General features: G+C 71.5%; 6 protein-coding genes and 1 pseudogene. 4 read left to right on the plus strand and 3 right to left on the minus strand.

Translation table 11 applies throughout. The features are described 5' to 3' along the window. Nucleotides 1-446: pseudogene (locus U4E84_RS15900) on the minus strand (hypothetical protein); the annotation flags it as partial. A 144-nt stretch (nucleotides 447-590) separates the two neighbouring features. Here U4E84_RS15900 and U4E84_RS15905 point away from each other — a divergent pair. Continuing rightward, nucleotides 591-1,412, plus strand: a complete 822-nt coding sequence (locus U4E84_RS15905; RefSeq protein ID WP_322533096.1) for a hypothetical protein — start codon at nucleotides 591-593, stop codon at nucleotides 1,410-1,412. A 50-nt stretch (nucleotides 1,413-1,462) separates the two neighbouring features. Next, nucleotides 1,463-2,203: a 1-(5-phosphoribosyl)-5-[(5-phosphoribosylamino)methylideneamino]imidazole-4-carboxamide isomerase gene (hisA, locus tag U4E84_RS15910; RefSeq protein ID WP_322533097.1), complete on the plus strand. Its 741-nt coding sequence runs from the start codon at nucleotides 1,463-1,465 to the stop codon at nucleotides 2,201-2,203. Nucleotides 2,204-2,243: 40 nt separating this feature from the next. Here hisA and U4E84_RS15915 read toward each other — a convergent pair whose 3' ends face one another. Together U4E84_RS15915 and U4E84_RS15920 are read right to left on the minus strand one after the other, a co-directional pair. After that, a complete protein-coding gene (locus tag U4E84_RS15915) occupies nucleotides 2,244-3,095 on the minus strand; it encodes a universal stress protein (RefSeq protein ID WP_322533098.1) in 852 nt (283 codons plus the stop codon). A gap of 1 nt (nucleotide 3,096) precedes the next feature. Further along, on the minus strand, nucleotides 3,097-4,548 hold the full coding sequence (locus U4E84_RS15920; protein ID WP_322533099.1) for an amino acid permease: 1,452 nt from the start codon (nucleotides 4,546-4,548) through the stop codon (nucleotides 3,097-3,099). Between the two features lie 129 nt (nucleotides 4,549-4,677). Here U4E84_RS15920 and hisB point away from each other — a divergent pair, with 129 nt between their 5' ends. Together hisB and U4E84_RS15930 are read left to right on the plus strand one after the other, a co-directional pair. Continuing rightward, nucleotides 4,678-5,274 (plus strand): imidazoleglycerol-phosphate dehydratase HisB, encoded by a 597-nt coding sequence (gene hisB, locus U4E84_RS15925; protein ID WP_322533100.1) that lies wholly within the window; start codon nucleotides 4,678-4,680, stop codon nucleotides 5,272-5,274. Between the two features lie 82 nt (nucleotides 5,275-5,356). Further along, the coding region (locus tag U4E84_RS15930) for a DEAD/DEAH box helicase (RefSeq protein WP_322533101.1) at nucleotides 5,357-6,414 on the plus strand (1,058 nt) is incomplete at its 3' end.

Raw genomic sequence — 6,414 nt, forward strand, 5'->3', positions numbered from 1 at the left:
TCGAACTCCTCTTTGAGCCACTCGCCCGGGCTCACGGAGGGCGCGTCGATGAAGCTGGAGTACGTGGCGACCGTCAGCGTCGGCGTCTCCTCGTCGTCCCCGTCGTCGCCGTCGTCCGAACCGTTTCCGTCGTCCGAGCCGTTTCCGTCGTCGTCGCCGTTCCCGTCGTCGCCGTCTCCGTCGTCCCCGTCGGTTTGCTCCGCGCTGCAGCCCGCGAGCGCGACGACACCGGCCGCGCCACCGAGCGTCAGGAACCGGCGTCTGGTGGCCCCACGAACCCGCGCGGACCGATCGCGTGCGGACCGATCGCGTGTCGACCGACCGCGTGCCAGTCGGTGCCCCTCGCTTCGGCCGGCGGCCGAAATCCGGGCGCCGGTCGAGTCCCGAGCATCGGTCGATCCCGCGTCGTCAGCCGCCTGGTCGTCAGCCGCCTCGTCGTCTGTCATTACCGAGTTGTTACACCAGGTAGTTACATAAGGGATTCGTGTCGACGAGGAGTCCGTAGGCGCGGCCGTGATGCGGGCTCCGACGGAATCGAGAGCGATAGCCACGTCGACACCGATTTATACCAGGGTGCGCACCGTGGCCCCATGCACGAACCGTCGACAGGGAACGCGACCGGACTCACGCGCCGTCGGCTGCTCGCCGCGAGCGCGAGCGCCGCCGCCGTCGGGCTCTCGGGCTGTCTGGGCACCCGGGACGGCCCGGTGCCGGCGCCGACGGTGACGAGCGACCGGATCGACGACGGGTGGCGGCTCCTCGACGAGTCGGAGAGCACGGTGTTCGAGCAGGCGTACGGGCCGGTGACAGTGCGCGCGCTCGAACACACGCTGATCTACGAGTACGTCTCCGTCGCCGAGGCGCTCGCGGAGACGTTCGACGCGAGCGGGTCGCCCGTCGTCTTCTTCGCCACGCGGATCGACCTCCGACCCGCCCTCGACGGGCTCCCCGGCGGCGTCGGGCGCGACCGGCTGATGGCGGAGGTGGAGACGGCCGCGGTCGAGGCGTACCGCGCGCAGCTCCGGAACGCCGGGATCGAGGACCTCGAGGAGGTCGACGAGGGGACCACGACGGTGACCGGCGGCCACACGGCGACGTCGTGGCGGTTCGAGGGCGAGTTCGCGTTCGACGGCGAGCTCCCGCTCCCGGACGGGTCGACGACGGACGTCTCCGAGGCGGTGGACGTCACGGGCCGGCTCGCCGTCTGGCACGACGGCACCGACGTGCTCGTGTCCGGCGGGGCGTTCCCCTCGGAGTCGATCACGGCGGTCCTCGACGACGCCCTCCCCAGCTCCATCGACGCCGACGAGCTGCTGGAGTCGATCGCGGACGCCGAGACGGCCGAGACGCTCGCGACCGATCCGGCCGACTTCGACGAGGAGCTCTCCGCGCTGATGGTCTCGGTGGAGTAGCGTTCCCGCGAACCGACCCGTTTAATCCGCGGCCGCGACTCCCGACGGGTATGAGCGGCTTCTCCGAGTTCGAGGTGATCCCGGCGGTCGACGTACAGGACGGCGAGGTCGTCCAGCTGGTCGGCGGCGAGCGCGGCACCGGCAAGCGCTACGGCGACCCCGTCGAGGCCGCCGAGCGCTGGGTCGAGGCGGGCGCGCGGACGCTCCACCTCGTCGACCTCGACGGCGCGTTCGAGGGCGAGCGCGTCAACGCCGACGCGATCGAGGCGGTGGTCCGGAGCGTCCCCGAGGAGGTCGGCCTCCAGCTCGGCGGCGGCATCCGGACCGCAGAGGGCGCGCGCGAGCTCCTCGATCTGGGCCTCGATCGCGTGATATTGGGAACCGCGGCGGTCGAGACGCCCGAGATCGTCGCCGAGATCGACGAGACGCACCCCGGAAGCGTCGTCGTCAGCCTCGACGCGAAGGGCGGCGAGGTCGTCGTGAGCGGGTGGACGGAGGGGACCGGCCTCGACCCCGCCGAGGCGGCGGTCCGCTACGAGGAGCTGGGCGCGGGCGCGATCCTCTTCACGAACGTCGACGTCGAGGGACAGCTTGCGGGGATCGACCGCGAGGCGGTCGAGAGCGTCGTCGACGCGGTCGAGATCCCCGTGATCGCCTCCGGCGGCGTGGCGGCGGTCGAGGACGTGGTCGCGCTGAAGGAGGCGGGCGCGGCCGCGGTCGTCGTGGGGACCGCGCTGTACGAGGGCGCGTTCACGCTGCAAGAGGCGCAGACGGCCGCGGACGACGTCTGAAGTGGGGGCCACGTGACTCCTCACGCGGTTCCGGGGCCGGCTACTCCTCGGCGCGGGCGCGCTGGACGACCAACACCGGGCCGAGGAAGCGCTCGGCGAGCTGTTCCGACGGCATCCCGAAGACGAACGTCGTGACCGACGGGTCCGTCTCGCCCATCACGACCGCGTCGTGCGACTCGGCTCGGCCCGCGATGGCGTCGAGCGGGGCGTCCGCGTCCTCGACGACCGTCTCGATCCCGTCGGGACCCATCCCCCGGTCGACCAGCGTGGTCGCCACGCCGTTCAGGAACGACTCCCCGTCTTCCGGTGACTCGCCCTCGTCGAGGACGTGGTACAGCGTCACTGCGACGCCCGTGTCGGCGAACAGCCCCGCGACGAGCCGCGTGACCCGCCCGATTCCGACCGTGCCGCGGAGCGCGACGAGCACCGACTCCACCTGCGTCGTGCTGTTCGGGACCAGCACCGCGAGGCAGTCGTGCTCGTAGATCTGCCGGTCGAGCGTGGTCTCCTCGTCGTGGGTGAACACGAGCCGCGTCTCCACGTTGGCCCCCGCCGCGGCGAGCGCGTCGGCGAATTCGCCGAGCTTCGACATCGCCGTCTCGCCGAACTGCTCGCGCGCCTGTTGGGCCGCCGTCTGTTCGGGGATGACGTGATATCCGAGCAGCACGACGCGGGCGTTCGCGAGCAGCTCCGCCGTGCCGTTCGGGAGGGATTCGCCCTCCAGCACCGCCAGCGGGACCAACACGGACGGTCGATCGGGTGTCGGGGGGTCGCCGGCCTCCGGAGGCTCTCCGGTCTCCGAGGGAACGCCGGCCTCCGGAGGCTCTCCGGTCTCGGTCGGCGCGTCGGAGTCGGTCGGTTCTCCGCCGGTTTCAGTGGGTGTGTCGGTCATCTCAGAAGTCACCTTTGAGGTCGACGTCGGTCGCGTAGTACCGGTACCAGCCGTACGCCGCGAGCATGATCGCGACGCCGACGCCGATCGACGCCGGCTGCATGAACGCGATGAGCGCGAAGCTCGCGAGCCCGCCGACGCCGGCGACCGCGAACCCGGCCGGACAGCGGAACGCCGGGTCGTACCACGGCGGCCGCTCCCGCCGGAGCTGGATCAGCGCGACGCAGATCAGCCCGTACATCACGAGGTGGAGGAACGAGGCGACCTCCGCGAGCAGCGCCACCTGCCCCGTCGCGGTCAGGACGACGATCGGACCGCCGGCGAGCCCGAGGGCGACGTGCGGGGTGCCGTGCGCGAGGTTGAGCCGGCTCGCGGTCTCGGGGATGATCCCGTCGCGGCTGACCGCGTACACCGCGCGGGAGGCGCTGAGGATCGAGGCGTTCGCGCTGGAGAACGTCGCCAGCAGCCCCGCGACCACGATCGCCAGCGCGCCCGGCAGCCCGACGAAGGACCGAGCGACCTCGACCATCGCGGTCTCCCCGAACTCGCCGAGTCGGACGCTGCCGAACGCGCTCGTCGCGACGAAGATCGTGACGACGTAGAAGACGCCGACGAGGAGCACGGAGCCGACCATCGCCAGCGGCAGGTTCCGGGACGGCTCTGTGATGTCGCCCGCGACGGTCGCGACCTGCGCGAAGCCGAGGTAGGAGGTGAACACGAGCGCGGCGGTCTGTAACACCGGGAGCGCCCCGCCGGGCGGGAAGAACCGCTCCGGCGTGCGCTCGGCGCCGAACACGCCGAGCGCGTCGAGGGAGCCGTAGGTCAGAAAGAGCGTGAGGATGGCCAGGAGGAGGATCACGATCCCGTTCTGGAGCGCCGCGGTGTTCTCGGTCCCGAAGAGGCTGAGGACGGTGAGTCCGACGCCGAACGCGACACCGAGGGGGACCGCGGGGTCGACCGGGAGCGCGATCCCCGCTTCGAGGAACACCTGTCCGGCGTAGCTACCGAGCCCGACGAGGTAGAACGCGGAGGCGAACACGAGGCCGAGCCAGAGCCCGAGCCCGACGATCGCGCCGGCGGTGGTCCCCAGCCCGCGCGAAATGAAGAAGTAGCCGCCCCCGCTGCGCGGCATCGCGGTGGCGAGCTCCGAGGCCGGCAACGCGACGAGGAGCGCGATGACCGCTCCGATCGCGAACGAGAGAGACGCCGCCGGACCGGCGTTCTCCGCCGCCAGCCCCGGGAAGACGAAGATCCCTGCGCCGATCATAGTTCCCACGCCGATCGCGAGCCCGCCCACGAGGCCGATGGTCCGTTCGAGCTCCCCCTCGCCGGTGTCGGCGTCGACGGCGGCGGCGACGGCGTCGGCGTCCGTGATACCGACCGACTGCGGGCCGACGTCTGTCTCCGGACCGGGCGGCGGACCGGACGGGTCGGGTGGCTCGGAGTCGTCCATGCCGTGCGAAGACATCTCAGTGGGGAGACAAATATCCACCGCCGATCGCGGTCGTCACCGCCGGTGGGGGCGGGGATCGACAGATCGGCCACCCGCAATCGCCTTAAGAATCGGCCGTGACGGTCCGGTATGAGCGACCACGAGCGGACCGCCGCGGTCTCCCGCGAGACCGCGGAGACGACGATCGAGCTCACCCTCGCGATCGACGGCGACGGCGACAGCGAGGTCGACACCGGGATCGGCTTTTACGACCACATGCTGGCGTCGTTCGCCAAACACGGGCTCTTCGACCTGACCGTCAGGTGTGACGGCGACACCGAGATCGACGACCACCACACGGTCGAGGACGTGGCGATCTGCCTGGGCGAGGCGTTCGACGAGGCGCTCGGTGACAAGCGCGGCATCCGGCGGTACGCCGACCGGCGGGTCCCGCTCGACGAGGCGGTCGCGAGCGTCGTCGTCGACGTCGCGGGCCGGCCGTACTACGAGTTCTCCGGGGGCTTCTCCCAGGAGTCCGTGGGCGAGTTCACCAGCGTCATGGCGGACCACTTCGCGCTGTCGCTCGCGCACAACGCCGGCCTGACGCTCCACGCCGCGGTCGAGACGGGCGACAACGCCCACCACGAGGTCGAGGCGCTGTTCAAGGCGCTCGCGCGGGCGCTCGACGACGCGACGCGGCTCGACGAGCGCCGCAGCGACACGCCGAGCACGAAGGGCGAACTGTAAGCGGGGAGCGGGAGAGGGGGCGCGGCCCCCGCCACCGCCCCGTTCCGACGGTTTAAATCGGGTCGGGACCCACTCTCCACCAATGCAACCGAGTTCGCTCTCCGGGCTCCCCGCGGGCGTCGGCGAGGCGCTCGAAGCGGAGGGCGTCGCCGAGCTGTACCCGCCCCAGGAGGCCGCCGTCGAGGCCGGCGTCGTCGACGGCGAGAGCCTCGTCGCCGCGGTGCCGACGGCCTCCGGGAAGACGCTGATCGCCGAGCTCGCCATGCTCTCGTCGGTCGAGCGCGGCGGGAAGGCCCTCTACATCGTCCCGCTGCGCGCGCTCGCCAGCGAGAAGAAGGCGGAGTTCGAGCGCTGGGAGGAGTTCGGCGTCACGGTGGGCGTCTCCACCGGCAACTACGAGTCCGACGGCGAGTGGCTGGCGACCCGAGATATCATCGTCGCCACCTCGGAGAAGGTCGACTCGCTGATCCGCAACGGCGCGCCGTGGATCGACGACCTCACCTGCGTCGTGAGCGACGAGGTCCACCTCGTCGACGACCCGAACCGCGGCCCCACCCTTGAAGTGACCCTCGCGAAGCTCCGAAAGGTGAACCCCGGGCTCCAGACGGTGGCGCTCTCGGCGACCGTCGGCAACGCCGACGTCATCGCCGACTGGCTCGACGCCGAACTCGTCGAGTCAGACTGGCGACCGATCGACCTCCGCATGGGCGTCCACTTCGGCAACGCGATCGACTTCGCCGACGGGAGCAAGCGGGAGGTGCCCGTCGAGCGCGGCGAGGACCAGACCGCCCGGCTCGTCGCCGACGCGCTCGACACCGAGGAGGACGGGCGGGGCGGTTCCTCGCTCGTCTTCGTCAACTCCCGGCGCAACGCCGAGTCGTCGGCGCGGAAGCTGACCGACGTCACCGGTCCGCGGCTCACCGACGACGAGCGCGACCGCCTCCGCGAGCTCGCCGAGGAGATCCGCGGCGTCTCCGACACCGACACCGCCGCGGACCTCGCCGACGCGGTCGAGCGGGGCTCCGCGTTCCACCACGCCGGGCTCGCGAGCGAGCACCGGTCGCTCGTCGAGGACGCGTTCCGCGACCGCCTGATCAAGTGCATCTCCGCGACGCCGACGCTCGCCGCCGGCGTCAACAC

Origin of the sequence: Halorubrum sp. AD140, assembly GCF_034497445.1 — an archaeon.
GTDB lineage: Archaea > Halobacteriota > Halobacteria > Halobacteriales > Haloferacaceae > Halorubrum.

Excerpts from the sequence above, each read along its gene's own strand:
- U4E84_RS15905 (WP_322533096.1), top strand. The coding sequence starts at position 591 with ATGCACGAACCGTCGACAGGGAACGCGACCGGACTCACGCGCCGTCGG.
- hisA (WP_322533097.1), top strand. The coding sequence starts at position 1,463 with ATGAGCGGCTTCTCCGAGTTCGAGGTGATCCCGGCGGTCGACGTACAG.
- U4E84_RS15915 (WP_322533098.1), bottom strand. The coding sequence starts at position 3,095 with ATGACCGACACACCCACTGAAACCGGCGGAGAACCGACCGACTCCGAC.
- U4E84_RS15920 (WP_322533099.1), bottom strand. The coding sequence starts at position 4,548 with ATGGACGACTCCGAGCCACCCGACCCGTCCGGTCCGCCGCCCGGTCCG.
- hisB (WP_322533100.1), top strand. The coding sequence starts at position 4,678 with ATGAGCGACCACGAGCGGACCGCCGCGGTCTCCCGCGAGACCGCGGAG.